Source organism: Acidovorax cavernicola, assembly GCF_003581445.1.
Genome location: NZ_QXMN01000049.1, coordinates 1 through 25,670, shown reverse-complemented (window position 1 = coordinate 25,670; position 25,670 = coordinate 1). Strand labels below are relative to the sequence as shown.

Here is a 25,670-nt window from a genome sequence, read left to right as displayed (position 1 = left end):
GGCCGATCAGTACTCGTCGTTGTTGCTGTAACCCACCAGGTTCTCGAACTTCGTGATCGGCTTCAGGAAGGCCAGCTTCACGGTGCCGGTCGGGCCATTCCGGTGCTTGCTGATGATCACTTCAGCCACGCCCGGCTCCTTCGACTCCTTGTTGTAGTAGTCGTCGCGATAGATGAACATGATGATGTCCGCGTCCTGCTCGATGGCACCGGACTCCCGCAAGTCACTCATCATCGGGCGCTTGTCGGTACGCGCTTCCACGCCGCGGCTGAGCTGCGACAGCGCGATCACCGGGCACTTCAGCTCCTTGGCCAGCATCTTCAGGCCACGCGAGATTTCGCCCACGGCCGTGGCGCGGTTCTCGTCGCCCGAGCTGCTGGTGGACATGAGCTGCAGGTAGTCGACCACGATCAGGCCGAGGCGCCCGTACTGGCGTGCCAGCCGGCGCGCATTCGCACGCAATTCGCTGGACGAGAGACCCGGCGTCTCGTCGATGTGCAGCGACACCGTGCGCAGCTTTTCGATGGCCTCGGTCAGCCGCGGCCACTCTTCGTCGCTGAGCTTGCCGGTGCGCAGGTGGCCCTGGTCGATGCGGCCGATGGAGCCCACGATACGCACCGCCAGCTGGGCCGCGCCCATTTCCATCGAGAACACCGCCACCGGCAGCCCCTCTTCGAGCGCTACGTGCTCGGCGATATTGATCGCGAGCGAGGTCTTGCCCATCGAGGGGCGCGCGGCCAGCACGATCATGTCGCCCGGCTGCAGGCCCGACGTCATCTTGTCGAAGTCGTTGAAGCCGGTGCGCACGCCCGTGATGTCGTTCGGGTTCTCGGCCATCTCGGTCACACGATCGAGCAGATCGACCACCAGGGCATCCATGCTCTGGAAGCCCTGCTTCATCCGCGAGCCTTCTTCGCCGATGTTGAAGATCTTCTGCTCGGCTTCGTCGAGGATCTTGTCGACCGGCTTGCCCTGCGGATTGAAGGCGTTGGTCGCGATCTCGTCGCTGGCCGACACGAGCTTGCGCAGGATGGAGCGGTCGCGCACGATCTCGGCGTAGCGCCGGATGTTGCTCGCGCTCGGCACGTACTGCGCGAGCGAGTTCAGGTAGACCAAGCCGCCGATGTCATCGGCCTTGCCGAGGTTCTGCAGCTGCTCGAAGACCGTGATCACGTCAGCCGGCTTGCTGGCATTGATCAGCCCGCCGATGGCTGCATAGATCAGCTTGTGCTCATGGCGGTAGAAGTCGCCGTCGACCAGCAGGTCGCCCATGCGGTCCCAGGCGCCGTTGTCCAGCAGCAAGCCGCCCAGCACGCTGGATTCGGCCTCGATGGAATGAGGCGGAATGCGCAACTGCGCGATCTGGCGGTCGGCCGACGAATCATTGTCGGCATAGGAAAAAACGGCGGACATGGACTTCCCTTGCAACCCTGCATGCTAAGCCGCGCCGGGCCTGGCGTGTGTGGACAAAGTTGTTAATAAACGGTGAACTTCCGGTGCGGCACGCGGGACAACTCGCGCGCAGAAAAGAAAAAGCCGCCCGAAGGCGGCTTTCTTGCGTCAGCGCACCGGGCGCTGCGAACGATCAGGCGGTTTCGCCGTAGACCGTGACGGTGATCTCGACGACCACGTCGGTGTGCAGCGAGACGCTCACGGTGTTGTCGCCAACGATCTTGATCGGACCGTTGGGCAGACGCACTTGCGACTTGGCAACCTTGTAGCCTTGCTTGTTCAGCTCTTCGGCGATGTCACCGTTGGTGACCGAACCGAACAGACGGCCGTCCACGCCAGCCTTTTGGGTCAGCTTGACGGTCGAGCCGGCGAGCTTCTCGCCCTGGGCTTGCGATTCGGCCAGCTTGGCGGCTGCAGCCTTTTCGAGTTCGACGCGCTTGGCTTCGAATTCGGCCTTGTTGGCAGCAGTGGCGCGACGGGCGCGGCCCGAGGGGATCAGGAAGTTACGTGCGTAGCCGTCCTTGACCTTGACGATGTCGCCCAGGCTGCCGACGTTCAGAACCTTGTCCAGAAGAATGATTTGCATGGTGTGTGCTCCTTCTTAGACGCGGTGCTGGTCGCTGTACGGCACCATGGCCAGGAAGCGCGCGCGCTTGATGGCGGTGTTCAGCTGACGCTGGTAGATCGCGCGCGTGCCGGTCAGGCGTGCGGGAATGATCTTGCCGTTTTCGCTGATGAAGTCACGCAGCGTGTCGATGTCCTTGTAGTCGATTTCTTCGACGCCAGCGACGGTGAAACGGCAGAAGCGCTTGCGCTTGAACAGCAGCGACTGGGTGTTGCGCTTCGGGCGCTTGTCTTTGTTGAATTTCTTGAACGTGGCCATTGGAGGACCTCTTGTCGAAAATTAATCTTGCTGAAAATCCTGGATGTGCAGGACCGGATGCTTGCCGTTGCCCGGTGTCGCGAGAAACCCCTGAAATCGCCAGAGACTTCCCATCGACTGCGCTGCGAGCCGCTCGGCGAGGGCGCCGAACGCAACGGCCTTGAGGGCCGTCTTCACCTGCCGGGGCTTCCCCGCCTCCTGGAGCGTCGACTCATGGTCGAGCTTCAGATCGATGGCGGGCAGGCCGGCTGGCGTGTATCGCAGGGTTCCGAGTTCGGCGACAGAGGCGGTCAGCAGAAGCTGGTTGACTCCGTTCGCCGCAGCGGCAGCCGTCACGCCATCAGTTGTTGTTGGCGGCGTATTCGGCCTGCTGGGCCTTGCGGGCCTCTTCGCGCTCGACCGTCTTCATCATCGACGAAGGACCGGTGTCGGCCTTCTTCTTCTGGACGGTCAGGTGACGCAGCACGGCATCGTTGAACTTGAACGCGTGTTCCAGTTCACCCATCACGGCTTGTTCAGCTTCGATGTTGACGCACAGGTAGTGGGCCTTGTTGAGCTTGTTGATCTGGTAGGCCAGCTGACGGCGGCCCCAGTCTTCAACGCGGTGGACCTTGCCGCCGCCGGCCGTGATCAGGCCCTTGTAGCGCTCCAGCATGGCCGGAACTTGTTCGCTCTGATCCGGGTGGATGAGCAAGATGATTTCGTAGTGACGCATGGCACTCCTTGTGGATTCTTCCGTAGAAGAGGAAAAGCCACCCGCAGCGTCGGGCGCGGTATGGCAAGGCAAAGCCGGCGATTATAGCCCTGTCTTCCGCGATCCGGCAAGGCACCTCAGTCGTTCAGGGCCTTGTCGAGCGCGGCAGCCTTCTCGGGGCCCACAGCGGCGCGGATCTTGGGCGCCAGCGCCAGGAGGTCTTCGTAGCTGGTCGTGCCTTCGACCTGGAGGTTGAGACGGAAACCCATCAGACCCAAACTGCCGGTCAGCCGGGTGGCGATGGGGTACGCGTCCTTGTAGCGCTGCTGCCGGCTGCGTCCGGAAGCCGCAGCGACGGCCGCCGGAGCTGCCGCCACAGCCGTGGGCGCGGCGACCGGCTGGCCGCCCAAGGGCTCCAGCAGGCCCAGCGCGATCATCTGCTCGACCTCTTCACGCCCGATGCCCAGGCCCGATGCCAGCACGTCGTCGATCGAGCGCTTGCCGTCGAACTGGATGAACGCCGAGCGCTGGCGCGGCGTCAACGGCACCGAGCGGTCCTTGAGGACCTGCTGTCCGGCTTCCGTCTTGACAAGAATCATGGGGGTCTCCGGCGAAGTGCTGACACAGGCCCCGACGGGTCGGCGTCGCCTCAGGCAGGCAGCCGGGGTGCGCCGCCTGCGAATGTCACGAGTCTGACACCGGAAACGCACTTTGTTTCATCTGCGCAGGCGGGCACGGGGGAATCCCCCATGGGGATTTCCGCCATTCGCCGTGTTGCATCACGCGGCGGCACATGCCCGGAGGCATGCCCGCCGCACGCTGGCTCAGCCTCGCTGGGCCAGTTGCTGCCAGGTGTCGATCACGCTGTCAGGGTTCAGCGAGATCGATTCGATGCCCTGCTCCGCCAGCCACAGCGCGAAGTCCGGGTGGTCGCTGGGCCCCTGGCCGCAGATGCCGACATACTTGCCTTCGGCCTTGCAAGCCTTGATGACGCGGCTCAGCAGTGCCTTGATGGCCGGGTCGCGCTCGTCGAAGTCGGCCGCCAGCAGCTCGAGGCCGGAGTCGCGGTCCAGGCCCAGAGTGAGCTGGGTCAGGTCGTTCGAGCCGATCGAGAAGCCGTCGAAGAACTTCAGGAACTCTTCCGGCAGGACCGCGTTGCTCGGCACCTCGCACATCATGATCAGCTTGAGCGCGTTCTCGCCGCGCTTCAGGCCGTGCTCGCCCAGCAGCGTGGTCACGCGCTCGGCCTGGCCCAGGGTGCGCACGAAGGGCACCATGATCTGCACGTTGGTCAGGCCCATGTCGTTGCGCACGCGCTTGAGCGCCTCGCACTCCATGGCAAAGGCCTCGCCGAAGTCGGCGCTCAGGTAGCGCGCGGCGCCACGGAAACCCAGCATCGGGTTTTCTTCCTCGGGCTCGTAGCGGCTGCCGCCGATCAGCTTGCGGTACTCGTTCGACTTGAAGTCCGAGAGGCGCACGATGACGGGCTTGGGCCAGAACGCGGCAGCGATGGTCGCGACGCCTTCGGTCACCTTGTCGACGTAGAACGCGCGCGGCGAGGCATGGCCGCGGGCCACCGATTCGACGGCCTTCTTCAGGTCGTTGTCGACGTTCGGGTAGTCGAGGATCGCCTTCGGGTGCACGCCGATGTTGTTGTTGATGATGAACTCCAGGCGCGCCAAACCCACGCCGTGGTTCGGCAGCTGGGCGAAGTCGAAGGCGAGCTGGGGGTTGCCCACGTTCATCATGACCTTGAGGTCGATCTCGGGCATCACGCCGCGCTGCACTTCGGTGACTTCGGTCTCGAGCAGGCCGTCGTAGATGAAGCCGGTGTCGCCCTCGGCGCAGCTCACGGTGACGAGCGTGCCGTCCTTCAGCAAGTCGGTGGCGTCGCCGCAGCCGACCACGGCCGGAATGCCGAGTTCGCGCGCAATGATGGCCGCATGGCAGGTGCGCCCGCCGCGGTTGGTGACGATGGCGGCCGCGCGCTTCATCACGGGCTCCCAGTTGGGGTCGGTCATGTCGGTGACGAGCACGTCGCCGGCCTGGACCTGGTCCATCTCGCTGATGTTGTGCACGATGCGCACGGCGCCCGTGCCGATCTTCTGGCCGATCGCACGGCCTTCGGCCAGCACGGCGCCCTTGCCCAGCAGCTTGTAGCGCTGCTCGGCCTTGCCTTGCTGCTGGCTCTTCACGGTCTCGGGGCGTGCCTGCAGGATGTAGAGCAGGCCGTCGGTGCCGTCCTTGCCCCACTCGATGTCCATCGGGCGGCCATAGTGCTCTTCGATGACCACTGCGTACTTGGCCAGCTGCTCGACGTCCGCGTCGCTCAGCGAGTAGCGGTTGCGTTGCTCGGCCTTGACGTCGGTGGTCTTCACCAGCTTGCCGCTCGCCTTCTTCTCTTCAGGCGTGGCGAACTCCATCTGGATCAGCTTGGAGCCGAGGTTGCGGCGGATGACGGCCTTCTTGCCGGCCTTGAGGGTCGGCTTGTGCACGTAGAACTCATCGGGGTTCACGGCGCCCTGCACCACCGTCTCGCCCAGGCCGTAGCTCGAGGTGATGAACACCACGTCTTCGAAGCCCGACTCGGTGTCGATGGTGAACATCACGCCGGCGGCGCCGAGGTCGGAGCGCACCATGCGCTGCACGCCAGCCGACAGCGCGACCACGTCGTGCTCGAAGCCCTTGTGGACGCGGTAGCTGATGGCGCGGTCGTTGTAGAGGGAGGCGAACACCTCCTTCATCTTGTGCAGCACGTCCTCGATGCCGACCACGTTCAGGAAGGTTTCCTGTTGACCGGCGAACGAGGCGTCGGGCAGGTCTTCCGCGGTGGCGGACGAGCGCACGGCGAACGAGGCGGCGGGATTGCCGGCGCTCAGCGTGGCGAAGGCTTCGCCGATGGCTTTCTGCAGGTCGGCCGGGAACGGCTGGGCCTCGACCATGGCGCGGATCTCGGCGCCGGCCGCGGCCAGGGCGCGCACGTCTTCGGTGTCCAGCGCAGCAAGGCGCTTGCTGATCTTGTCGGCCAAGCCGTCATGCGCCAGGAACTGGCGGAATGCGTGGGCCGTGGTCGCAAAACCGGTCGGCACCCGCACGCCGCTGGCGCCCTGGGTAGGCAGCTGCGAGATCATTTCGCCGAGGCTGGCGTTCTTGCCGCCAACCGCCTCGACGTCGGTCATCCTCAGGTTTTCAAATGGTACGACCAGTGCGGTCGCCTCGAAAAGTGCAGACATGGGGAAGCTCCAGAAGTTGAAACCGGCGCTGCATGCAGACGGCGCGGCACGATCGTTGTCGTTGCTTTGGGTGCGGTCGCGGTGTGCATGGAAAGAATTGGGGGTTGGGAAAGCGGATTCCCGATAATGGCCCGGATTGTAGGCGTGGCAGGTCGCGCACGCCGCAGACCCCGCCGCAAAAGCAACACCATGCATACACGCACCGTTTTCTTCGTCTCCGATGGCACCGGCATCACCGCCGAAACCTTCGGCAACGCCGTTCTGGCCCAGTTCGAGATGAAGCCGCGCCACGTGCGGCTGCCGTTCACCGACACGGTCGATAAGGCGCACCAGGCGGTGCGGCAGATCAACCACACGGCCGAGATCGAGGGTGTGCGGCCCATCGTCTTCACCACGCTGGCCAACATGGACGTGCTGGGCGTGATCGAAACGGGCTGCAAGGGCATGTTGCTCGACATGTTCGGTACCTTCGTGCGACCGCTCGAGATCGAGCTGGCCATGAAGTCGAACCACCGCATCGGGCGCTTCAGCGACGTCAGCAAGAGCAAGGCCTACAACGACCGCATCGCGGCCATCGACTTCAGCCTGCAGCACGACGACGGCCAGAGCCACCGCGACCTCGAGGGCGCCGACGTGATCCTGGTCGGCGTGAGCCGCAGCGGCAAGACGCCGACTTCGCTCTACCTGGCGATGCAGCACGGCCTGAAGGCAGCCAACTACCCGCTGATTCCCGAAGACTTCGACCGCCGCCAGCTCCCGCCGGCGCTGAGCCCGCACCGCAAGAAGATCTTCGGCCTGACGATCCAGCCCGAGCGGCTGAGCGAGATCCGCAACGAACGCCGGCCCGATTCGCGCTACGCCAGTCTGGAAAACTGCCGCCACGAGGTCAGCGAGGCCGAGGCCATGATGCGGCGCGCCGGCATCCGGTGGCTCTCGACGACCACCAAGTCGATCGAGGAGATCGCCACCACGATCCTCCAGGAGCTGCGGCCGGAGCGGCTGGTCTATTGAGCCGCTACTTTTTCAATAGCAAACACCGCCCGCCAAGCGACTACCCGAACAGATACTGCGTGACGCCATCCGCGCCGGTCACCGGTTGGCAGGGCATGCGCCAGACGGCCTCGATCAGCGCCGGCTGCAACACCTCGGCAGTCGCCCCCTGGCGCAGCCCCTCGGGCGCGCCCAGCACCACCACCTCGTCGGCATAGCGCCGCGCGAGGTTCAGGTCGTGCAACACGGCCACCACGCCCACACCCCGCGCCGCCCAGGCGCGCAGCAGGCGCATCGCCGAATGCTGGTGCGCGAGGTCCAGCGCCGCGGTCGGTTCGTCGAGCAACAGCCAGCGGCTCGCGCCGTCGGGCCGCGGATGCCAGAGCTGGGCCAGCGCCCGCGCCAGATGGACCCGCGCCTTTTCGCCCCCCGACAACGTATTGAGGATGCGCGGCGCCAACGCAGTGACGTCGGTCAGCGCCATCGCCTCGGCCATGATCGCGTCCTCGTCACGGGTCGGCGCGCGACGGTGCGGGTAGCGGCCAAGCGCGACGATGTCCTGCGCCGTGAAATCGAAGGCGACCGCGCTTTCCTGCGGCATCAGCGCCCGGCGCAATGCGAGCGTCGGCATGCCGTGGTCCGCCAGCGACCGGCCATCCAGTGTCGCCCTGCCCTGCGTCGGTTCGCGCTGGCCGGCCAGCACCGACAGCAACGTCGACTTGCCCGCGCCGTTCGGGCCGAGGATCGCAGTCACACGGCCCGGCACCAGTTCGACCGACGCATTCGCGAGCAGTGTCTTCGCGCCGATACGCACCTCGACGCCGGTGCACGACAGCGCCCCCTGCACTGCCGTCTTCATATGCGCCCCCTGAAATGCCGCAGCATCAGAAGGAACATCGGCACGCCGATGAAGGCCGTGAGCACGCCCAGCGGCAACTCGGCCGGCGCCATCACCGTGCGCGCCACCGTGTCGGCCGCCAGCACCAGCGCCGCGCCCAGCAGCGCCGAGGCCGGCAGCACAACCCGGTGGTCGGGCCCCGCCACCATGCGCACCCAGTGCGGCGCAATCAGTCCGATGAAGCCGATGATCCCGGTCGTCGCCGTCACTGCGCCCACCGCCACCGCCGTGATGACCACCGCGCGCCGCTTGATGTGCTCGACATCCACACCCAGCAGCGCCGCCTGCGCCTCGCCGAGCGCGATGGCGTTCAAGGGCGAAGCGAGCGATGCCGCGGCCCAGCACGCAAGCAGCACCGCTGCACTCACCAGCAGGACCGCACTCCAGCGCGCACCGCCGAGGCTGCCCAGCAGCCAGAACTGCAGGCTGCGCAGCTGCTCGTCGGTCGCCATCACGCTCAGCAGGCCGAGGCCGGCACCGGCCAGCGCGTTGATCGCGATGCCCGCCAGCAGCATCAGCGCCATGCGCGTGCCGCCTTCGCTGCGCGACAGGCCATAGATCAGCAAGGTCACGGCGAAGCCGCCGCCGAAGGCCATGAGCACCAGCGTCCAGCTGCCGAGCGTGCGCGGCAGCACCGGCCACAGCCAGGCACCCAGCACAATGGTGACGCCGGCCGCGAGCGCCGCGCCGCTGCTGATGCCGATCAGCCCCGGGTCGGCCAGCGGATTGCGGAAAAGCCCCTGCATCAGCGTGCCCGCCATGCCGAGCCCCGCGCCCGCCGCCACGCCGAGCACGAGGCGCGGCAGGCGGATATTGAGAAACACGAGATGCTCGGGCGATGGATTGCTCACGCCCTGCCCCAGCGACGTCAACACGTTCCACAGCTGCGAAGGGCTGATGGCATACGCACCCGACACCGCTCCCACTGCGAAGGCCGCGACGAGCAGCAGCACGCTGCCGCTCAGCACGGCACGCGCCCCAAGCCGTTGACTCATGCCAACGCAGCCTGGAACTTGTCGTGCAACTCGCCGATGGCAGCCGGCAGGCGCGGGCCAAAGCCCAGCAGCAGCAAGGCGTCCTGCGTGATCAGCGCACGCTTCTTGTATGCCGGCGTGAGCGCCAGCTCGGGCCGCTGCCAGAAGCGCTCAATGCCGCCGTGCGCCTCGATGCTTTGCGTGCTCGTGAGGATGATGTCAGGCGCCGCACTGGCCATGGCCTCGGCCGTCATCGGCCGGTAGCCCTGGAAACCGCCCAGCGCATTCACGCCGCCCGCGAAGCCGATCACCGCATGCGCGGCCGTCTTCTCGCCGGACACCTGCGGACTCGCGCTGTGCGACAGCACGAACAGCACCTTCGGCTTGCGCCCCTTCGCGGCGCCAATGCGCTGCTGCACCTGTACCCATTCGGCATCGAGCCGGGCCTGCAGTTCGCGCGCCTGCGCTTCCTTGGCGGCGGCGCGGCCCACGGCCTGCACCTTGCGCTGCACCTCGCCCCAGCTGTGATCGGCTTCGATGATCTCGACCTTGACGCCGGCCGTGCGGACCTGGTCGAGCACGACGGTCGGGCCCGACTCGTTGGTCGCGATGATCGCGTCGGGCTTCAGCGAGAGCAGCCCTTCGGCCGACAGCTGGCGCATGTAGCCCACCTTGGGCGTGGCGCGCGCCGCAGCAGGAAACAGGCTCGTCGTGTCGGTGCCGACCAGTTGGCCTTCGGCGCCGAGCGCATAGACCACCTCGGTGATCGCGCCGCTGACCGTCACCAGCCGCGGCAGGCGCTTGCCGTCCTGCGCGAACGCGGGCCATGCGCCCGCGCCGAGCGCCGCGGCAGACAGCAGGCGCAGCGCATCGCGACGACGCGGCGCGAAGGAAGAAAGGAGAAAGGAGGAATCTCGTTGTTCAGTCATGGGGATCACGGACAGCGAAGGAAAGACGCGCTCAGTCGCGTCGGGGAATGTTGTGCGCGATGCGCCAGAGCACGCCGCTCGGGTCGGTCAGCGTGAAGTCGACCATGCCCCACGGGCGTTCGGCGGGCGGCGTGGTCTGCACGGCATAGCGTTCGGTCAGGCGCTGCGCCTGCACACGGGCCCACCAGGCCAGCGCGTCGTCGACGAGCAGATGCATCATGAAGTTCTCTGCGTGGCTCTGGAGGTAGAAGTCCTGCAGCAGGAAGCTGCTTCCGCCACAGAAGAAGTACGCGATGCCGTCCTCGTTCGAGGCCAGGGTGAAGCCCAGGTCCTGATAGAAGGCCTGGGACAGCGCGAAGTCCTTCGCCGGCACGAAGGCCTTGATCTCGACCACGCCCGGGACGGTGGTTGTGCTCATCGCGCCGGTGCTTCCAAGGTGGCCAGGCGCGAGAGCTTCGCCACGATCTGGCGCCACTCCGCGCGCTCGGGCACGCCCGGCTTGCGCGCGCCGAAGAACATCGCCATCAGCTCGCCCTCGCCGTCGAAAGCCTCGACCGAGGTCACGATGCCGTCGCTGGTCGGCTTCTGGACGATCCAGACGCTCGCGATGCGGTCTTCGCGCAGGTGCAGGTTGAAGCCGGGGTCGAGCACGTTGAGCCACTGCATGCCGTGCATCTCCATCGGCTCGATGCGCACGACCGGCCCGGAGTGGATCTGGATGCAGCCGGGGCTGCCGACGAACACCATGATCGGCGTGCCGTCGAACGACGCCTCGTGCAGCAGTTCGCGCACCGCGCCGGTCTCGGCCCGCTGCGTGAACTCGCCTTCGGTGAGGCGAAAGCTCTGCTGGCGCTCCACGTCGAACTTGTTCAGCAGGCCGAAGAACTCGTGCGTGTCCTGCATGCCGCGCCAGGCATCGGCCAGCGCCACCGCATCGATGGCGCTGTCATCGCGCGGCGCCGCCTTCTTCTCGGCAGGCACGAACTGCACCGGCTCGTCGGGCGCGGTGAAGGTGTCGATGACCGACTGGAAGGCATCGCGATCGGTCGCGTCGCGCACGAAGACCTTGTGCACTGCGACGCCCTGCGGGTTGAAGAACTGCAGGCTCAGCGACGGCGGCACGCCGGCATTGGCCGCCGCCTCGCTGACCGCGAACCCCGCATGCCAGCGGCCGAAGAACAGACGCAGGTCAATGGCCTCGCCCACCGCGAGCCCCATGGCGTCGGTGCCCGAGATCTTCTCGTAGACGCCGGTCTTCTCGTGCACCGTGGTCTCGTTGCGCGTGAGCGCCAGCACGGGGCCGCACAGCTCCAGCGCCTGCAGCAGTTCGACCCAAGGGCCCTTCAGACGCGTAGCGCGCAGCGCCTTGTCGTGCGCGCCGGTGTGTGCCGCAATGGCGGCGCCTTCGGCCAGGCCCATTGCCGCGGCCGCGTCCTTGTGGCGCATGCCCTTGGTGCGCAGTTCGGCGAAACGGGTTCGGATGTCTTGGGCGTTCATCGGGAGTCCTTTGTTGTGAGGGATTGCGGTGGCGTGGCGGTGCGGATCAGAAGTCCGCCACGAGCGACACGTTGAAGCTGCGGCCCGGCTGGGTGTAGGCGTCGCGGATCGCCGAGGTGGTGGTCACCCCGCGCACATCGCTCCACATCCAGTAGCGCTTGTTGGTGAGGTTGGTCACCGACGCGTTCAGGCGCAGGTCCTTGCGGATGCGCCACTGCGCGCTGATGTCCAGCGTGGTGGCCGCCGGCGTGCGGAACTGCAGGCCCGTGGTCACTTCGCTGCGATCGACGTCTTCCCACTCCTTCGCGCCATGATGGATCGCATCGAGTCGCACGCTCCAGGCCGGCGCCTGGTATTTGAGGCCGGCGCTGAATTTCTGCGGGTCGATCGAGTTGAGCGGCCGGTTGTTGGTGCGGTCGCGGCCGTGCGTGCGACCGTAGGCGAAGGGCACGGAGAAGCCGTTGCCGTTCTCGGTGAAGTCGAGCTCGCCCTTGATCTCGAAACCGCTGATGCGCGCACGTCCGACGTTGACGGTCTGGTAGATCAGCGGATCGATGCGCGGAATGCCGCGCCCGCCCACGAGCTTGTCGTTCTCGATGAGGTTCTTGTAGTCGCCGGTGAAGGCCGCCACGTCGAAGCTCAGGATGCCGGTGCGCCCGCGCACGCCCAGCTCGATGTTCTGGCTCTTCTCGGGCTTGAGGTTCGGGTTGGGAATAGTCTTGTAGCCGGCGATCACGTTCTCGAAGAAGTTGTTCACCTGGAACGCGTTGGGCGCCTTGAAGCCCGAGGCGTAGTTGCCGTACACGCTCCACTGCGGCGTGGCGCGGAACAGCACGCCCAGCTTGGGCGACACGGCCGAGCCCGACAGCGACACGGCCTGCGCGTTGAAGCCGGCCTGCTTCGCGTCGAGCGAGAAGCGGTCGAAGCGGATGCCGGGCGTGATGCTCCAGCGGTCGTGGATGAACTCGTCCTGCACGTAGAAGGCCGTCGAGGTCTCGCGCGTGTCGGGGAAGCGCTTGAGCGGGTAGCTCTCGCCGGTCGGCGGCACGAGGCCGGTCTGCAGGTTCTCGACGTTGGTGCGCGTGTAGTCCAGGCCGTAGGTGATCTTCTGCGCCCAGCTGCCCATGCGGATCGTCTTGTCGGCCTGCAAGCCGAATTGCCAGGTGTTCTCGTCGTAGGTGACGTCGCGCGTACGGTCTGCCGCGGTGAAGCGGTCTTCGTAGATGTATTCGCGCGAGCCGGCCTTCTGGTAGCTCACGACGGCGAGCAGGTTGTCGGCCACCACGCTGTTCAGGCGCAGCCGGCCTTCGTAGGTCAGGCGGTCGCGGTCGAGGTCGGTCTTGGCGTTGAGGCCGATCACCGAGGTGGACGCATACGGCGGCTTGGCCACGCCCGACAGCAGGTTGTAGCGGCTGCTCTTCTCGACGTGCTCGAAGGTGAAGGCGTGGCGCTGGTCGGCGTTGGGCGTGAGGATGGCCTTGGCCAGCAGCGAGCGGGTCTGGTCGCGCTGCGGGTTGGGCGTGGTGCGGTCGAGGTTGGGCACGTTGAGCGAGCCCCGATTCTCGAGTTCGCTGGCGTGCCCCAGGTTGGCGGAAACGAGCCATTCGAGCACGTCGTTCGCCTTGCCCGCGAGCGTGACACCGCCGCGCACGCCGTTGTCTTCGCCGCTGTAGCCGATGTTCGCGCTGCCGCCGAAGGTGCGCCCTTCACGCAGGAAGGACGAGGGCTCACGGGTGATGAAGTTGACCAGCCCGGCCAGGCCGTCCGAGCCGTAGAGCGCCGACGCCGGGCCCTTGATGATCTCGATGCGCTCGACGAGGCCGATGTCGAAGTAGTCGCGCCCGAACGCGTTGGCGCTGAACACGTAGCTGCGCGGCGTGCGAATGCCGTCGGTCAGCAGCAGCACACGGTTGCCGTCGAGGCCGCGGATGTTGAAGCCCGCATTGCTGTCGCGGCCGGTGTTGCCCTGCGCCAGCCCGAAACGCGCGGGCGAGCGCTTGACCGACACGTTGGGCAGGTCGCGCACGGCATCGCGGATGTCGTGGATCTGCTTGGTCTCGATGTCCTGGCGGTTGATGACCTCGATGCTCAGCGGCAGGTCGTCCTTGGCCTGTTCCGAGCGCGATCCGCTCACCACCACTTCGCCGAGCGCAGCGAGTTGCTGGGACCACGCGGGCGCAGCGGCCATGCCGAATGCCGAGGCGATCAGCCACGGCAGCAGCGCGAGTCGATGGGAAGACGGTCGAGGGAAATGAGCGGCCACGAAAAAGGTCCAGAAAACAGTTGAAGAACTGCTTGCTGGACCTCGAGGCGCGAAGAGAAAACCGCGCGGATGTGACCTGGCTGGCAATGAGGGGCAACCGAAGAGATCGCCCTTGTTTTTATTGTATGAGAATAATTCTCATTGCCAAAATTTAGGACACTTAGGACTTACTCACGCAGGGGCCGATGTGCGGATCAGATGATCGAACGCACCGAGCGCCGCCTTCGCGCCGTCGCCGGCCGCGATGATGATCTGCTTGAACGGCACCGTGGTGGCATCGCCCGCCGCGAACACGCCGGGCACCGAGGTCTGGCCGCGCGCATCGACGACGATCTCGCCGTGCTTCGTCAGCTCGACCGTGCCCTTGAGCCAATCGGTGTTGGGCACCAGGCCGATCTGGATGAACACGCCTTCAAGCTCGACCTTCTTCAGCTCGCCCGTTGCGCGGTCCTTGTAGACCAGGCCGTTGACCTTCTGGTCGCCGGTGATCTCGGTGGTCTGCGCATTGGTGAAGATGTCGACGTTCTTCAGGCTGCGCAGCTTGCGCTGCAGCACGGCGTCGGCGCGCAGTTGCGTGTCGAACTCGATCAGCGTGACGTGGCCGACGATGCCGGCCAGGTCGATGGCCGCCTCGACGCCCGAGTTGCCGCCGCCGATCACCGCCACGCGCTTGCCCTTGAACAACGGGCCGTCGCAGTGCGGGCAATAGGCCACGCCCTTGTTCTTGAACTCGTGCTCACCCGGCACGTTGATGTTGCGCCAGCGGGCACCCGTCGAGATGATGACGGTTTTGCTCTTGAGCGACGCGCCGCTTTCGAGCTGCACCTCGATCTGGTCTTTGCCCGGCCCTGCATTGGGAATCAGTGCCTTGGCGCGCTGCAGATTCATGATGTCGACGTCGTAGTCGCGCACATGCTCTTCGAGGGCATGGGCGAACTTCGGTCCTTCGGTTTCCTTGATCGAGATGAAGTTCTCGATGCCCAGCGTGTCGAGCACCTGGCCGCCGAAGCGCTCCGAGGCGACACCGGTGCGGATGCCCTTGCGCGCGGCATACACCGCAGCTGCGGCACCCGCGGGGCCGCCACCGACGATCAGCACGTCGAACGCATCCTTGGCGGCGATCTTGGCGGCTTCGCGCTCGACACCGCTGGTGTCGATCTTGGCGAGGATTTCCTCCAGGCTCATGCGACCCTGGCCGAACTCGGTGCCGTTCAGGAACACGGTCGGCACGGCCATGATCTGGCGTTCCTTGACTTCGTCCTGGAAGGTGCCGCCTTCGATCATCGTGGTGCGGATGCGCGGGTTCTGGATGGCCATCAGGTTCAGCGCCTGGACCACGTCGGGGCAGTTGTGGCAGGTGAGCGAGACGTAGATCTCGAACTCGAAGTCGCCGTCGAGTGCCTTGATCTGGTCGAGCACGGCCTGTTCGACCTTCGGCGGATAGCCGCCGACTTGCAACAACGCAAGGATCAGCGACGTGAATTCATGGCCCATCGGCAGGCCGGCAAAGCGCGGGCCGTGGTTTTCGCTCGGGCGATTGACCGAGAACGAGGGCTTGCGGTGGTTGTCGTCGCGGCTTTCGGTCAGCGTGACCAGCGGCGAGGCTTCGGCAACGTCCTTCAGCAGCGACAGCATTTCGCCCGAGGCCTTGCTGTCGTCGAGCGAGGCAACGATCTCGATCGGCTGCGTGGCGCGTTCGAGGTAACTCTTCAATTGGGCTTTGGTGCTGGCGTCGAGCATGGCGGACTCTCTTTCGATAACTGAAAACTATCAACTCGGGACAAAAAAGCCCGGGGCCTCGTGAGCGCCCGGGCTTTCGCGCGGGGCGCTGCTTAGATCTTGCCGACGAGGTCGAACGACGGGGCGATGGTCTTGTCGCCGTCATTCCACTTGGCCGGGCACACTTCGTTCGGGTGTGCGGCGGTGTAGACCGCTGCCTTCAGCTTGCGCAGGGTTTCCTTCACGTCGCGAGCGATTTCGTTGGAGTGCACTTCGGCGGTCTTGATGATGCCTTCGGGGTTGATCACGAAGGTGCCGCGCAGTGCCAGGCCTTCTTCGGGGATGTGCACGCCGAAAGCGTTGGTCAGCGTGTGGGTCGGGTCGCCCACCAGCGGGAACTTGGCCTTGCCGACGGCCGGCGAGGTGTCGTGCCAGACCTTGTGCGAGAAGTGCGTGTCGGTGGTCACGATGTAGACCTCGGCACCCAGCTTCTGGAATTCGGCGTAGTGGTCGGCCGCGTCTTCAACTTCGGTCGGGCAGTTGAAGGTGAAGGCTGCCGGCATGAAGATCAGCACGGACCATTTGCCCTTGAGCGACTCGTCGGACACGTCGATGAACTTGCCGTTGAGGTAGGCCTGGGTCTTGAAGGGTTGGACGGGAGTGTTGATCAGGGACATGTGATTCCTTGGATGCTGCGGGTGGACAAAATTAAGTGCGAGCCATGAGTATAGCTACCAATATATCGTTTTTGATAGATATCAACTATTGAAAGTATTGGAACCCGCTATGTTTGCCATCGCGTCACGCGTCGCCTTGCGCCAGGTCAATACGAACGTGTATCACCATCACACGCATGCAGACCGGCGCAGCATGGGTTTGCTTGCAAGTGGTCGCTTTGCGCTCCGACAATCACCGCTTTCAGAACAAGGAAAAGAATCATGAAGGGCGACCCCAAAGTCATCGAACACCTGCAGGCGCAGCTCAAGAACGAGCTGACTGCCATCAACCAGTACTTCCTCCACTACCGCATGCTCAAGCACTGGGGCCTGGACAAGCTGGCGAAGAAGGAATACGAAGAATCCATCGGCGAGATGAAGCACGCCGACAAGCTCATGGACCGCATCTTCATGCTCGACGGCCTGCCCAACCTGCAGGACCTGGGCAAGCTGAACATCGGCGAAGACGTGCCCGAGCTGCTGCGCTGCGACCTCGGCGCCGAAACCGGTGCACAGGCGACCATCAAGGACGGCATCGCGCATTGCGAATCGGTGCGCGACTATGTCTCGCGCGACCTGCTGCAGGAAATCCTCGACGACACCGAGGAGCACATCGACTTCCTCGAGACGCAGATCGACCTGATCGACCGCGTCGGCCTGCAGAACTACCTGCAGTTGCAGGTGGGCGAGCTCGAGTAAGCACAGCGCTGCGACGCCGCGACAAACAACGGGACTTCGGTCCCATTTTTTATTGCTCTTTACTTAACTTCATACCTACTGAATAGCAGTCATTCTCATCTGCACGATTACAATTCGCGCTTTCGATGACTGCCCCCGCCCGCTCCGACAACCGCCGCCGCGCCTATTGGCTCAAGACCCTCCACGAGTGGCATTGGGTCAGTTCTGCCATCTGCCTCGTCGGCATGATCCTGTTCAGCGTCACGGGCTTCACGCTCAACCACGCGGGCCAGATCGAAGCCAAGCCGGTGGTCACCACGCACAACGGCACGGTCGACGATGCCCTGCGCGCCCGCATCGAACAGCAACTCCCCGCCGCCAAGGCCAGTCAGGGCAAGGCGCCGCTGCCTGCCGAACTGCAAGGGTGGCTGCGCAAGCAGTGGGACATCGACACCGCCGGCCGCGAGGCCGAATGGTCGGACGACGAAATCTACCTGTCCCTCCCCCGCCCCGGCGGCGATGCCTGGTTGCGCCTGAGCCTGCCCGAGGGCGAGGTCGAATACGAGCGCACCGACCGCGGCTGGCTCTCCTACTTCAACGACCTGCACAAGGGCCGCAACACCGGCACGGCCTGGAGCTGGTTCATCGACATCTTCGCGGCCGCCACGCTGGTCTTCTCGGTCACCGGGCTGTTCATTCTCAAGATGCACGCGGGCAACCGCCCCTTCACCTGGCCCTTGGTGGGCATGGGGCTGGTGGTGCCCGTGCTGCTCGCGTTGCTGTTCATTCACTGACCAGTCCACGGATCGGTCGGTGCGTTGTTTTTGCTGATTCAGGAAAAGAGGTTTCCCGTGCACCTTCGCTACTCGCTCGCACCGATCGCCATGTCGGCGCTGTTCGCGACCCCGGCCCTTGCGGCCGGCCTGTCGGTCAACATCGAGATTCCCCGGCTCAATGTGTCGGAGTACCACCGTCCCTACGTGGCGACCTGGATCGAACGCGCCGACAGCACGATGGCCGGCACGCTGGCCGTCTGGTACGACGTGCGCACCAAGACCAACAACCCCGAAGGTGAAGGCACCAAGTGGCTCAAGGACATGCGCCAGTGGTGGCGCCGCGGCGGCCGTGAACTGGCCGTACCGGTCGACGGCGTGACCGGCGCCTCCAAGCCCGCGGGCAAGCACCAGCTGAGCTTCACCGAAGGCACGGGCGCGATGCCCAAGCTCGCCCCCGGCGCCTACAAGCTGGTGGTGGAAGCCGCCCGCGAAGTCGGTGGCCGCGAGGTCGTGACCATTCCGTTCCAGTGGCCGCCCACCGCCGCCGCGCAACCGGTCGCTGCCGGCAAGGAAGAGCTGGGCGAGGTCAAGCTCGAGCTCAAGCCCTGATTTCCGACCGCCCTGCCCCCTCGCCCGCCCACTCATTCCAAGGACCACCATGACCCGCTTCACCCTGCGCGCCGCCGGCCTCGCCCTCGCTCTCTCGGCCGTTGCTTCTGTGACCCAGGCGCACAACGCCTGGCTGCTGCCCTCGACCACCGTGCTGTCGAAGGCCGACACCGTGAGCGTCGATGCCGCCGTGTCGAACGACCTGTTCGTTGCCAACCACGCGCCGCTGCGCCTGGAAGGCCTGCAGATCACCGCGCCCGACGGCAGCACGGTCAAGCCCGAAGCCGAGGCCAAGCTCAAGCTGCGCAACGTGTTCGACGTGAACGTCGCGCAGCCGGGCACCTACCGCATCGCGGTGGTCAACAACGGCGCATTCGCCGCCTGGAAGGACAAGGCCACGGGCCAGAACAAGCGCGCCCGCGGCACGGCCGAAACCATCGGCAAGGAAATCCCGGCCGACGCGCAGGACGTGACCATCACGCAATCGGCTGGCCGCATCGAAACCTTCGTGACCGTCGGCAAGCCCTCGGCGCTCAAGCCCATCGGCCAAGGCCTGGAGCTGATCTCGACCGGCAGCCCGACCGACCTGGCCAAGGGCGAGAAGGCGACCTTCACGCTGCACCTGGACGGCAAGCCCGCCAAGGACCTCGAAGTGACCGTGACCGCCGGCAACACCCAGTACCGCGACAAGCTCGACGAGATCAAGCTCAAGACCGACGACAAGGGCCAGTTCAGCGTGACCTGGCCCAGCGCCGGCATGTACTGGCTCGACGCCAGCACCAAGGACAGCAAGACCACCGTGCCGCAAGCCAAGGAACGCCGCCTGAGCTACGCGGCCACCCTGGAAGTGATGCCCTGACCCTGCCTCCGACATCGGCAGCACCCGCTCCCTTGGGCCTTTCGTTCAGCACCTGGCACGCAGGCGGTTACGCCAACGCGGCCGTCCCCCGTCGCGCCGATCCCGCCAGCCTTCAACAGCTCGGCGGGCAGACGATGGGCACGACCTGGTCGCTGCGCTTCGACAACCCGCACATGCTGCCGCTCGCGCAGGTGCGCGAGGCCATCGAAGCCGCGCTTGCGCGCGTGATCGCGCAGATGAGCCACTGGGAGCCGGACTCCCTCATCAGCCGCTTCAACACCGCGCCCGCCGGCTCGCGCCATGTGCTGCCGCCGGAGTTCGCGCAGGTGATGCAGTGCGCCCTCGCGTGGGCGCAGACCAGTGGCGGCGCGATCGATCCGACGGTCGGTGCGCTGGTGGCGCGATGGGGCTTCGGGCCCGCTGCATCGCAGGACCATGCCCCGCCCTCGCCCGACGCGCTGGCTGCGATCCATTCGAAGGTTGGCTGGCAACGACTGACCTTCGACGCCACCGACCACACGCTGCTGCAACCCGGCGGCGTGCAGCTCGACCTGTCGGGCATCGCCAAGGGTTTCGCGGTAGACCATGGCGTCGACGCGCTGCGCGCGCTCGGCCTCACCGACCTGCTGCTCGAGATCGGCGGCGAGCTGCGCGGCATCGGCCGACGGCCCGGCGGCACACCGTGGCAGGTGCAGGTCGACACCGAGATGCCCACCCCGCAACGCATCGCCCTGTCCGACATGGCGGTGGCCACCTCGGGCGACCGCTGGCACCGGCGCTCGCTTGAAGGGCGCAGTTGGTCGCACACCATCGATCCGCGCGACGGCGAGCCGGTGACGCATGCGCTGGCCAGCGTCACGGTGCGGCACCCGCAGTGCATGCAGGCCGACGCGCTCGCCACCGTGCTGACCGTGCTCGGTCCCGACGAAGGCCAGGCCTTCGCGCAGCAGCACGACATCGCGGCCCTCTTCATCTCCCGCGCCGCCGACGGATCACTCACCGAACGGGCCACGCACGCGTGGCAGGCGCAGGCCGGCGCATGACCGAGACCCTGTGGCGTACGCTCGGAGCCGGCGCAATGGTGGCGACCTATGCCGCGATGTGCCTGGCCATCTACGCGCGCCAGCGTCGACTGCATGCCCTGGCCGCCCGCGAAGCCGCGGCGCTGTTGGCCGGTGACGGCGGGCAGGCGTCGCCCACTCTCGTCTTGTTCGCCAGCCAGACCGGCCAGGCGGAAACCATCGCCTGGCAGACCGCGCGCCGGCTGCGCGCGGCCGGCACCGCGGTGCGCGTGATGGCGCTCAACGCACTCGACAGCGCCACGCTCGCCTCGGCCCGACGTGCACTCTTCGTGGCCAGCACCTACGGCGAAGGCGATGCGCCCGATGGCGCCAGCGTGTTCGCCGAACGCGTGATGGGCGCGCCGCTGTCGCTGCCTTCGCTGCGCTACGCCGTGCTGGCGCTTGGCGACCGACAGTACACCCACTTCTGCGGTTTCGGTCGCGCGCTCGACGCATGGCTCCAGACGGCCGGCGCGGTGCGCGACTTCGACCCCATCGAGGTCGACAACAGCGACCCCGCCGCGCTCGCCGACTGGCAGTCCCGCTGGGGCGGCGCACCCGAGGGCATCGACGATGCCCCGCCAGCGTTCGCTCCCTGGCGGCTCACACGACGCGAACTGCTCAACGCCGGCAGCACGGGCGCACCCGTCTTTCACCTCGGCCTGACGCCGCAAGCCGGCGCCCTGCCGCACTGGGCGTCGGGCGATCTGGTTCAGGTCACCGTCGCCAGCGATCCAGCGCGCCCACGCGACTACTCGATCGCCTCCCTGCCCGCCGATGGCGAGCTGCAACTGCTCGTGCGGCAGGAACAGCATCCCGACGGTTCGATGGGCGCCGCCTCGGGCCTGCTCACCTCGACGCTCACGGTCGGTGACACCGTCGCGCTGCGACTGCGGCCGCATCGCGGCTTCCGGCTCGAGGGCAACGAGAACCGGCCACTGATCCTCATCGGCAACGGCACCGGCCTGGCCGGGCTGCGCGCCCATCTGCGCGCGCGCGCCGCGGCTGGCCGAAAGGACAACTGGCTGGTGTTCGGCGAGCGGCAGTCCGCGTACGACTTTCTCTGCCGCGAGGAAATCGACGCCTGGCAGGCCGAGGGCGTGCTCGCCCGTCTCGACATGGTGTTCTCGCGCGATCAGGCCGAGCGTTTCTATGTGCAGCATCGCCTGCTGCAGGTGGCCGACACGCTGCAGGCCTGGCTACGTGACGGCGCAGCCATCTACGTCTGCGGCAGCCTGCAGGGCATGGCATCGGGCGTGGATGCGGCGCTGCGGCAGATCGCAGGCGACGATCTGTGGGCCGAACTCTCGGCCAGCGGGCGCTACCGCCGCGACGTCTACTGAACAGTTCGCGCCGCCGCGGAAGTTGCGTGCGGGCAACGGATTGGACAAAACTTTCGGGTTACGCGAACGCTTCTTAACACCTTGGTATTGAGAAGCAATATCATTTGCGTCGATTTGCAAAACCCTTCGCAAATCAGCTCACCCAGCCAGTCTCGCCGCCCTTTTCTCCTCTGAGAGTGCGCCGCCCGGACCCAGCCAGTCGAGCTCTGCCCGCCCGCCCTTTCTGGAGAACACAACATGGCCTATATCAAGAGCCGCAAACACGCCGTCGCACGCGCAGTTCCTCATCTTTCTGGTGCCGCCGCAGCCACGCTGCTGGCCATCGCAGCCCCTGCCGCCCTCGCACAGCCCGGGCGGGCATTGCCTGAAGTCCGCGTGCAGGATTCGACCGCCGCCGACTACAAGACCGACACCTCGGCCAACCCCAAGTTCACGGCACCGCTGGTGAACACGCCGCAGACCATCCAGGTGATCAAGGAACAGATCATTCGCGAACAGGGCGCAACCACACTGACCGAAGCGCTGCGCAACACCGCGGGCGTCGGCACCTTCTTCCTGGGCGAAAACGGCAACACCAACACGGGCGACGCCGTCTTCATGCGCGGCTTCGACAGCTCCAGCAGCATCTTCGTGGACGGCATCCGCGACCTGGGCTCGGTCTCGCGCGACATGTTCAACATCGAGCAGGTCGAAGTCGTGAAGGGCCCGTCGGGCACCGACGTGGGCCGCACCTCTCCCACCGGCTACATCAACCTCGTCACCAAGAAGCCGAAGCTCGAAGACAGCTTCCTGGGTTCGATCGGCTTCGGCAGCGCCGACTACAAGCGCGGCAGCATCGACTGGAACAAGACGCTCAGCAGCGCCAACGGCATCGGCGCCGCGTTCCGCCTGAATGCAGCGATGGAAGACGCTGGCGTGCCCGGTCGCGACTTCGTCAAGAACAAGCGCACGGCCATTGCACCGTCGATCGCGCTCGGACTGAACTCGCCCACGCGCTTCTACTTCGACTACCTGCACGTCGACCAGGACAACGTCCCCGATGGCGGCGTGCCGACCATCGGCCTGCCCAGCTACTCGAACCCCGATCCGACGGCCCTCGGCGCGCGTCGCCGCAGCTTCCTGAACTACGCTGCACCGGTCGATCCGAAGAACTTCTACGGCACCGCGTACGACTTCAACAAGGTTACGGCCGACATGTTCACCGCGCGCGTCGAGCACGACTTCACGCCCGACATCACGCTGCGCAACACGACCCGTTACGGCAAGACGAAGCAGGACTATATGCTGACGGCGTTCATGCTCGGCGGCCTGGCCGCCAACGGCAGTCGGCCGCCCTCGGGCAACACCGCGTTCCTCGACACGCCGATCCCGGGCCTGCCGTCCACCTGGACCACCACCCGCAACCTGCCGACCAACAAGAACCAGGAAAACACGATCTTCGTCAACCAGACGAACGTGACCGCCAAGTTCAACACCGGCAGCCTGAGCCACTCGCTCAGCGCGGGCGTCGAGCTGATCCGTGAAGAGCAATCGAGCCTGGGCTACTTCAGCCCCGGCGCGACGTTCAACGGCAAGGTCGTGCAAAACGGCGCCTGGCCGGTTGCCAACCTGTACGCACCGAACCCATACGTCAACGGCTACAACCGCATGCTCAGCGGCGCCGACAGCAAGGGCGTGACCAACACGGTCGGCCTCTACGCCTTCGACACCATCAAGCTCAACGAGCAATGGCAGATCACCGGCGGCCTGCGCTTCGACCACTACAACACCTCGTTCCAGAGCTCGACGCTGTCGACCGCGGCAACCAACCCCGGCCTGCCGGTCGGCACGCTGGTGCCCTCGTCGCTCAAGCTGTCCGACAACCTGTTCACCGGCAAGATCGGCGTGGTCTACAAGCCCGCGAAGAACGGCAGCATCTACGCCGCCTACGGCACCTCGGCCCAGCCCCCGGGCGGCGCGAACTTCTCGCTGTCGGCAGCCGGCACGGGCAGCAGCGCGGCGCGCACCGATTTCCTGCCGCAAAAGGCCAAGACCTTCGAAGTGGGCACGAAGTGGGATGTGCTGGACGACAAGCTCTCGCTGACCGGCGCCATCTACCGCACCGACGTGAGCAACGAAGTGGTGCAGGACCCGACCAACACCGCGCTGTACTATCAGAGCGGCAAGAAGCGCGTGCAGGGCATCGAGCTGGGCGTGGCGGGCACCATCACGGAACGCTGGGGCATGAGCGCCGGCTTCACGACGATGGACACCAAGGTCCAGAGCGGCCCCAACGTCACGGCTGACGGCACCAACGTGCTGACATACACGCCGAAGAACTCGTTCACGGCCTGGACCACCTACCAGTTCCCGTTCGGCCTGACGGTCGGCGGTGGCGCACGCTACAACGGCAAGCTGCACCGCGGCACCGATGGCGCCGTGGGCACGCCGGCGTACATCGACTCGTACTGGGTGTTCGATGCCATGGCGTCGTACCGCATCAACAAGAACGTCGACATCCAGCTGAACATCTCCAACCTGTTCGACAAGCAGTACGCGGCAGCCATCAACAAGAGCGGCTACCGCTACACGCCGGGCACGCCTCGCTCGGCGAAGATCACCGCGAACTTCGCGTTCTGATCTTCCGATCCCGACGGCGACCGCGTCGCCCCTGCGCCGGCCCTTACGGCCGACGCGGTGCGACACTCGAGCCCCGGCCCGCGCCGGGGCTTTTTTCTTGTGGAGTTCACTGAAATGATGCTGCATGTGCCCGACGTGCTCAGTCCCGATCAAGTGCGCGAGATGCGCGCCGCGCTCGAGGCCACCCAATGGGTCGACGGCCGCGAAACCGTGGGAGCGCAAGGCGCGCAGGTGAAGCGCAACCGCCAGTTGCCGGAGACTTCGCCCGTCTCCCGCGAGCTGGGCGCGACGATCCTTGCCGCGCTCGCGCGCCACGCGCTGTTCTTCTCGGCGGCGTTGCCCGCGCGCTTCGTGCCGCCGCTGTTCAACCGCTACGAGGGCGGGGAGCACTACGGCGTGCATGTCGACGGCTCGGTGCGCGCGGTGCCGGGCAGCAGCCAGCAGCTGCGCACGGACCTGTCATGCACCCTTTTCCTGAGCGATCCTGAGGACTATGACGGCGGCGAGCTGGAGGTGATCGACACCTACGGCTCGCACGAGGTCAAGCTGCCGGCCGGCGACCTGATCCTCTATCCGGCGAGCAGCCTGCACCGCGTGCACCCGGTCACGCGGGGGGCCCGGGTGTGTTCATTCTTCTGGCTGCAGAGCATGGTGCGCAGCGACGCGCAGCGCGGCATGCTGTTCGAACTCGATCAGACCATCCAGAAACTGCGCGCCCGCCTGGGCGAATGCGAGGAAACCGTGGCCCTCACCGGCCACTATCACAACCTGCTGCGACTCTGGGCCGAGGTGTAACAGCGGCTTGCAAACCCGGACGGGATGTCAGTCATAGTTATTGCAAATGCGATGGATTCTTATTTATAATGAATCACATCCAACAGCCAGCCAACTGCCGCTTTCACCGCCATGATCGTTTGCGTCTGCCGCCGAGTCTCTGACCGTGAAATCGCACGTCACGTGCGCGCGGGCATGACTTTCGACGAAGTCCAGTTCGAACTCGGCGTGGCCACCCAGTGTGGTCAGTGTGAAGGCTGTGCGCGCGACATCGTGGCGCAGTGCAGCGTCTCTCACCCGGTCGCCGCATTGAACTGCGAAACGGCACCGAGAGCGATCCAGCTTGCCAATTCCATCAAGGAAAGCAAAGCATGGAACTCGTCTCGGCTCTCGGCGGCAGCCTGATCCTCGTCGCCGGCTCTGTCTGGTGGATTTTTCGCAAGTAGCGTCTCTGTAGCGGTTTTGCTGCAATCGGGGCACGATTTGTAGTGCCCGCATTCGAATGGTTGATCGTGTCTGACCGCTTTGCCCCCCCTCCCTCCTTTCTTGGCCTGTCGCGCAATGTCGTCATTGCCGGCGGCGTGATCCTCTTTCACGGTGCCGCACTGTGGGCACTGCAAAGTGGCCTGCTGCGCCGGGCCGCCGAAGTGGTGATCCCCGTCGAGATCCTGAGCCAGTTCGTCGAACCACCCAAGCCCAAGGC

The 25,670-nt window shown here is 65.8% G+C and carries 25 protein-coding genes and 1 pseudogene; 11 read left to right on the top strand and 15 right to left on the bottom strand.

What is annotated here, in order from left to right; translation table 11 throughout:
- Window positions 1–6: 6 nt before the first annotated feature.
- The 7 genes from dnaB to ppsA all read right to left on the bottom strand — a co-directional run bounded on the left by dnaB (window position 7) and on the right by ppsA (window position 6,262).
- Window positions 7–1,413: a replicative DNA helicase gene (gene dnaB, locus D3H34_RS26805; protein WP_119557449.1), complete on the bottom strand. Its 1,407-nt coding sequence runs from the start codon at window positions 1,411–1,413 to the stop codon at window positions 7–9.
- A gap of 172 nt (window positions 1,414–1,585) precedes the next feature.
- Window positions 1,586–2,038 (bottom strand): 50S ribosomal protein L9, encoded by a 453-nt coding sequence (rplI, locus tag D3H34_RS26800; protein WP_119557447.1) that lies wholly within the window; start codon window positions 2,036–2,038, stop codon window positions 1,586–1,588.
- Between the two features lie 15 nt (window positions 2,039–2,053).
- On the bottom strand, window positions 2,054–2,335 hold the full coding sequence (gene rpsR / locus D3H34_RS26795) for a 30S ribosomal protein S18 (RefSeq protein WP_007830781.1): 282 nt from the start codon (window positions 2,333–2,335) through the stop codon (window positions 2,054–2,056).
- Between the two features lie 21 nt (window positions 2,336–2,356).
- A complete protein-coding gene (gene priB / locus D3H34_RS26790; protein ID WP_119557445.1) occupies window positions 2,357–2,671 on the bottom strand; it encodes a primosomal replication protein N in 315 nt (104 codons plus the stop codon).
- Window positions 2,672–2,675: 4 nt separating this feature from the next.
- Window positions 2,676–3,050 carry a 30S ribosomal protein S6 gene (gene rpsF / locus D3H34_RS26785; RefSeq protein WP_062473016.1) on the bottom strand — a complete coding sequence of 125 codons (375 nt, stop codon included), beginning with the start codon at window positions 3,048–3,050 and terminating at the stop codon, window positions 2,676–2,678.
- Window positions 3,051–3,166: 116 nt separating this feature from the next.
- Complete coding sequence (locus D3H34_RS26780; protein WP_119557443.1) at window positions 3,167–3,628, bottom strand: hypothetical protein; 462 nt, start codon at window positions 3,626–3,628, stop codon at window positions 3,167–3,169.
- 225 nt (window positions 3,629–3,853) lie between these two features.
- Window positions 3,854–6,262, bottom strand: a complete 2,409-nt coding sequence (gene ppsA / locus D3H34_RS26775; RefSeq protein WP_119557441.1) for a phosphoenolpyruvate synthase — start codon at window positions 6,260–6,262, stop codon at window positions 3,854–3,856.
- Between the two features lie 189 nt (window positions 6,263–6,451).
- Here ppsA and ppsR point away from each other — a divergent pair, with 189 nt between their 5' ends.
- Window positions 6,452–7,273: a posphoenolpyruvate synthetase regulatory kinase/phosphorylase PpsR gene (ppsR, locus tag D3H34_RS26770; protein WP_119557439.1), complete on the top strand. Its 822-nt coding sequence runs from the start codon at window positions 6,452–6,454 to the stop codon at window positions 7,271–7,273.
- Window positions 7,274–7,313: 40 nt separating this feature from the next.
- On the opposite strand, the gene D3H34_RS26765 is transcribed toward ppsR, so the two are convergent.
- The 8 genes from D3H34_RS26765 to ahpC all read right to left on the bottom strand — a co-directional run bounded on the left by D3H34_RS26765 (window position 7,314) and on the right by ahpC (window position 16,209).
- Complete coding sequence (locus D3H34_RS26765) at window positions 7,314–8,111, bottom strand: heme ABC transporter ATP-binding protein (RefSeq protein ID WP_119557437.1); 798 nt, start codon at window positions 8,109–8,111, stop codon at window positions 7,314–7,316.
- Window positions 8,108–9,145: a FecCD family ABC transporter permease gene (locus D3H34_RS26760; RefSeq protein WP_119557435.1), complete on the bottom strand. Its 1,038-nt coding sequence runs from the start codon at window positions 9,143–9,145 to the stop codon at window positions 8,108–8,110. Before D3H34_RS26760 ends, D3H34_RS26765 begins: the two co-directional genes overlap by 4 nt.
- Complete coding sequence (locus D3H34_RS26755; protein WP_119557433.1) at window positions 9,142–10,053, bottom strand: heme/hemin ABC transporter substrate-binding protein; 912 nt, start codon at window positions 10,051–10,053, stop codon at window positions 9,142–9,144. The genes D3H34_RS26760 and D3H34_RS26755 overlap by 4 nt, the downstream gene beginning before the upstream one ends.
- A 31-nt stretch (window positions 10,054–10,084) precedes the next feature.
- Window positions 10,085–10,471: a VOC family protein gene (locus D3H34_RS26750; RefSeq protein ID WP_119557431.1), complete on the bottom strand. Its 387-nt coding sequence runs from the start codon at window positions 10,469–10,471 to the stop codon at window positions 10,085–10,087.
- A complete protein-coding gene (locus D3H34_RS26745) occupies window positions 10,468–11,550 on the bottom strand; it encodes a hemin-degrading factor (protein WP_119557429.1) in 1,083 nt (360 codons plus the stop codon). Before D3H34_RS26745 ends, D3H34_RS26750 begins: the two co-directional genes overlap by 4 nt.
- Before the next feature lie 46 nt (window positions 11,551–11,596).
- Window positions 11,597–13,813, bottom strand: a complete 2,217-nt coding sequence (locus tag D3H34_RS26740) for a TonB-dependent hemoglobin/transferrin/lactoferrin family receptor (RefSeq protein WP_119557427.1) — start codon at window positions 13,811–13,813, stop codon at window positions 11,597–11,599.
- A 171-nt stretch (window positions 13,814–13,984) separates the two neighbouring features.
- A complete protein-coding gene (gene ahpF, locus D3H34_RS26735; RefSeq protein WP_119557426.1) occupies window positions 13,985–15,553 on the bottom strand; it encodes an alkyl hydroperoxide reductase subunit F in 1,569 nt (522 codons plus the stop codon).
- Between the two features lie 92 nt (window positions 15,554–15,645).
- Complete coding sequence (gene ahpC / locus D3H34_RS26730) at window positions 15,646–16,209, bottom strand: alkyl hydroperoxide reductase subunit C (protein ID WP_119557424.1); 564 nt, start codon at window positions 16,207–16,209, stop codon at window positions 15,646–15,648.
- Window positions 16,210–16,470: 261 nt separating this feature from the next.
- Between ahpC and bfr the strand changes: the two genes are divergently transcribed.
- From bfr to D3H34_RS26680, 10 genes and pseudogenes are all read left to right on the top strand, one after another.
- The gene (gene bfr, locus D3H34_RS26725; protein ID WP_062473038.1) at window positions 16,471–16,947 is read left to right on the top strand and encodes a bacterioferritin; all 477 of its coding nucleotides are present in this window, start codon (window positions 16,471–16,473) and stop codon (window positions 16,945–16,947) included.
- A 125-nt stretch (window positions 16,948–17,072) separates the two neighbouring features.
- Window positions 17,073–17,720, top strand: coding sequence for a PepSY-associated TM helix domain-containing protein (locus D3H34_RS26720; RefSeq protein WP_119557422.1), 648 nt, complete (start codon window positions 17,073–17,075; stop codon window positions 17,718–17,720).
- Between the two features lie 57 nt (window positions 17,721–17,777).
- Window positions 17,778–18,311: a DUF2271 domain-containing protein gene (locus tag D3H34_RS26715; RefSeq protein WP_119557420.1), complete on the top strand. Its 534-nt coding sequence runs from the start codon at window positions 17,778–17,780 to the stop codon at window positions 18,309–18,311.
- A gap of 49 nt (window positions 18,312–18,360) precedes the next feature.
- Window positions 18,361–19,170, top strand: a complete 810-nt coding sequence (locus D3H34_RS26710; protein ID WP_119557418.1) for a DUF4198 domain-containing protein — start codon at window positions 18,361–18,363, stop codon at window positions 19,168–19,170.
- Between the two features lie 32 nt (window positions 19,171–19,202).
- On the top strand, window positions 19,203–20,213 hold the full coding sequence (locus D3H34_RS26705; RefSeq protein ID WP_119557416.1) for an FAD:protein FMN transferase: 1,011 nt from the start codon (window positions 19,203–19,205) through the stop codon (window positions 20,211–20,213).
- Window positions 20,210–21,574 (top strand): sulfite reductase subunit alpha, encoded by a 1,365-nt coding sequence (locus tag D3H34_RS26700; protein ID WP_119557414.1) that lies wholly within the window; start codon window positions 20,210–20,212, stop codon window positions 21,572–21,574. Before D3H34_RS26705 ends, D3H34_RS26700 begins: the two co-directional genes overlap by 4 nt.
- Window positions 21,575–21,811: 237 nt before the next feature.
- Complete coding sequence (locus D3H34_RS26695) at window positions 21,812–24,193, top strand: catecholate siderophore receptor Fiu (RefSeq protein WP_119557412.1); 2,382 nt, start codon at window positions 21,812–21,814, stop codon at window positions 24,191–24,193.
- Between the two features lie 114 nt (window positions 24,194–24,307).
- Window positions 24,308–24,988: a Fe2+-dependent dioxygenase gene (locus D3H34_RS26690; RefSeq protein WP_119557410.1), complete on the top strand. Its 681-nt coding sequence runs from the start codon at window positions 24,308–24,310 to the stop codon at window positions 24,986–24,988.
- Between the two features lie 111 nt (window positions 24,989–25,099).
- Complete coding sequence (locus tag D3H34_RS26685) at window positions 25,100–25,372, top strand: (2Fe-2S)-binding protein (RefSeq protein ID WP_119557408.1); 273 nt, start codon at window positions 25,100–25,102, stop codon at window positions 25,370–25,372.
- A gap of 104 nt (window positions 25,373–25,476) precedes the next feature.
- Window positions 25,477–25,670: pseudogene (locus tag D3H34_RS26680) on the top strand (energy transducer TonB); the annotation flags it as partial.

Bases quoted from the DNA above. Each gene is read 5' to 3' on its own strand.
- D3H34_RS26750 (WP_119557431.1), bottom strand. From the start codon at position 10,471: ATGAGCACAACCACCGTCCCGGGCGTGGTCGAGATCAAGGCCTTCGTG.
- dnaB (WP_119557449.1), bottom strand. From the start codon at position 1,413: ATGTCCGCCGTTTTTTCCTATGCCGACAATGATTCGTCGGCCGACCGC.
- D3H34_RS26745 (WP_119557429.1), bottom strand. From the start codon at position 11,550: ATGAACGCCCAAGACATCCGAACCCGTTTCGCCGAACTGCGCACCAAG.
- D3H34_RS26765 (WP_119557437.1), bottom strand. From the start codon at position 8,111: ATGAAGACGGCAGTGCAGGGGGCGCTGTCGTGCACCGGCGTCGAGGTG.
- D3H34_RS26780 (WP_119557443.1), bottom strand. From the start codon at position 3,628: ATGATTCTTGTCAAGACGGAAGCCGGACAGCAGGTCCTCAAGGACCGC.
- D3H34_RS26760 (WP_119557435.1), bottom strand. From the start codon at position 9,145: ATGAGTCAACGGCTTGGGGCGCGTGCCGTGCTGAGCGGCAGCGTGCTG.
- D3H34_RS26755 (WP_119557433.1), bottom strand. From the start codon at position 10,053: ATGACTGAACAACGAGATTCCTCCTTTCTCCTTTCTTCCTTCGCGCCG.
- D3H34_RS26690 (WP_119557410.1), top strand. From the start codon at position 24,308: ATGATGCTGCATGTGCCCGACGTGCTCAGTCCCGATCAAGTGCGCGAG.
- rpsR (WP_007830781.1), bottom strand. From the start codon at position 2,335: ATGGCCACGTTCAAGAAATTCAACAAAGACAAGCGCCCGAAGCGCAAC.
- ahpF (WP_119557426.1), bottom strand. From the start codon at position 15,553: ATGCTCGACGCCAGCACCAAAGCCCAATTGAAGAGTTACCTCGAACGC.
- rplI (WP_119557447.1), bottom strand. From the start codon at position 2,038: ATGCAAATCATTCTTCTGGACAAGGTTCTGAACGTCGGCAGCCTGGGC.
- D3H34_RS26710 (WP_119557418.1), top strand. From the start codon at position 18,361: ATGACCCGCTTCACCCTGCGCGCCGCCGGCCTCGCCCTCGCTCTCTCG.
- bfr (WP_062473038.1), top strand. From the start codon at position 16,471: ATGAAGGGCGACCCCAAAGTCATCGAACACCTGCAGGCGCAGCTCAAG.
- rpsF (WP_062473016.1), bottom strand. From the start codon at position 3,050: ATGCGTCACTACGAAATCATCTTGCTCATCCACCCGGATCAGAGCGAA.
- D3H34_RS26695 (WP_119557412.1), top strand. From the start codon at position 21,812: ATGGCCTATATCAAGAGCCGCAAACACGCCGTCGCACGCGCAGTTCCT.
- D3H34_RS26720 (WP_119557422.1), top strand. From the start codon at position 17,073: ATGACTGCCCCCGCCCGCTCCGACAACCGCCGCCGCGCCTATTGGCTC.
- ppsA (WP_119557441.1), bottom strand. From the start codon at position 6,262: ATGTCTGCACTTTTCGAGGCGACCGCACTGGTCGTACCATTTGAAAAC.
- ahpC (WP_119557424.1), bottom strand. From the start codon at position 16,209: ATGTCCCTGATCAACACTCCCGTCCAACCCTTCAAGACCCAGGCCTAC.
- ppsR (WP_119557439.1), top strand. From the start codon at position 6,452: ATGCATACACGCACCGTTTTCTTCGTCTCCGATGGCACCGGCATCACC.
- D3H34_RS26700 (WP_119557414.1), top strand. From the start codon at position 20,210: ATGACCGAGACCCTGTGGCGTACGCTCGGAGCCGGCGCAATGGTGGCG.
- D3H34_RS26685 (WP_119557408.1), top strand. From the start codon at position 25,100: ATGATCGTTTGCGTCTGCCGCCGAGTCTCTGACCGTGAAATCGCACGT.